Origin of the sequence: Rhodococcus sp. EPR-147 (assembly GCF_001647185.1) — a bacterium.
GTDB lineage: Bacteria > Actinomycetota > Actinomycetes > Mycobacteriales > Mycobacteriaceae > Rhodococcoides.
In genome coordinates this window covers 1-1929 of the sequence record NZ_LVCU01000463.1, presented here as the reverse complement: position 1 = coordinate 1929, position 1929 = coordinate 1, and the positions used below count along the sequence as shown (strand labels likewise).

The window sequence follows — 1929 nt, the reverse complement described above, 5'->3', positions numbered from 1 at the left end:
TCCCCCACATACTGGTTGGGGGTGGTGTTTCGTTCTTGGACCTGTATTCGGTTGTGCTTGCTGAACAACTACTCGTGTGTTGTTTCAGATATTGCACAGTGGACGCGTAGCTTCTTTGTGGTAAGTCCTCGGCCTATTAGTACCAGTCACCTGCATCGGTTACCCGACTTCCAGTTCTGGCCTATCAACCCGGTGGTCTGCCGGGGGCCTTACCCCCTCGAGGGGGTGAGAAACCTCATCTTGGAACAGGCTTCCCGCTTAGATGCTTTCAGCGGTTATCCCTTCCGAACGTAGCCAACCAGCGGTGCTCCTGGTGGAACAACTGGCACACCAGAGGTTCGTCCGTCCCGGTCCTCTCGTACTAGGGACAGCCTTCCTCAAGTTTCTTACGCGCGCGGCGGATAGAGACCGAACTGTCTCACGACGTTCTAAACCCAGCTCGCGTGCCGCTTTAATGGGCGAACAGCCCAACCCTTGGGACCTACTCCAGCCCCAGGATGCGACGAGCCGACATCGAGGTGCCAAACCATCCCGTCGATATGGACTCTTGGGGAAGATCAGCCTGTTATCCCCGGGGTACCTTTTATCCGTTGAGCGACACCGCTTCCACTTGCCGGTGCCGGATCACTAGTCCCGACTTTCGTCCCTGCTCGACTTGTCAGTCTCACAGTCAAGCTCCCTTGTGCACTTGCACTCGACACCTGATTGCCAACCAGGCTGAGGGAACCTTTGGGCGCCTCCGTTACATTTTAGGAGGCAACCGCCCCAGTTAAACTACCCACCAGGCACTGTCCCTGAACCAGATCATGGTCCGAGGTTGAGGTATCCAATACGATCAGAGTGGTATTTCAACAACGACTCCACAGTAACTGGCGTCACCGCTTCACAGTCTCCCACCTATCCTACACAAACCGAACCGAACACCAATACCAAGCTGTAGTGAAGGTCCCGGGGTCTTTTCGTCCTGCCGCGCGTAACGAGCATCTTTACTCGTAATGCAATTTCGCCGAGTCTATGGTTGAGACAGCTGAGAAGTCGTTACGCCATTCGTGCAGGTCGGAACTTACCCGACAAGGAATTTCGCTACCTTAGGATGGTTATAGTTACCACCGCCGTTTACTGGGGCTTAAATTCTCAGCTTCGCTCTTACGAGCTAACCGGTCCTCTTAACCTTCCAGCACCGGGCAGGCGTCAGTCCGTATACATCGTCTTACGACTTCGCACGGACCTGTGTTTTTAGTAAACAGTCGCTTCTCACTGGTCTCTGCGGCCCCACCCAGCTCACACTGCAAGAGTGATCACCGGACGAGGCCCCCCTTCTCCCGAAGTTACGGGGGCATTTTGCCGAGTTCCTTAACCATAGTTATCTCGATCGCCTTAGTATTCTCTACCTGACCACCTGTGTCGGTTTGGGGTACGGGCCGTGTAACAACTCACTAGAGGCTTTTCTCGGCAGCATAGGATCACTGAATTCGCCTCAATCGGCTACGCATCACCTCTCAGGCTTGATGAACGGCGGATTTGCCTACCGTTCGCCCTACAGGCTTACACCAGTACAACCACTGACTGGCCCAGCTACCTTCCTGCGTCACCCCATCGCTTGGCTACTACCAGATCAGGTCCCACGCATCCACCCGCAGTCGATGTACCCGAAGGCACACGATCAACGAGATTCAGGGTGGTTAGTGTCACTGATTCACCATGGGCGCGGTTACACGGGTACGGGAATATCAACCCGTTGTCCATCGGCTACGCCTGTCGGCCTCGTCTTAGGTCCCGACTCACCCTGGGCGGATTAACCTGGCCCAGGAACCCTTGGTCATTCGGCGGACGAGTTTCTCACTCGTCTTTCGCTACTCATGCCTGCATTCTCACTCGCGCAGCCTCCACACCTGGATCACTCCGATGCTTCCATGGCTGCACGACGCT

The 1929-nt window shown here is 55.4% G+C and carries 1 rRNA gene; it reads right to left on the bottom strand.

Features of this window, described 5'->3' with window-relative positions:
* Positions 1–116: 116 nt before the first annotated feature.
* Positions 117–1929, bottom strand: a 23S ribosomal RNA gene (locus tag A2J02_RS20110); the annotation flags it as partial.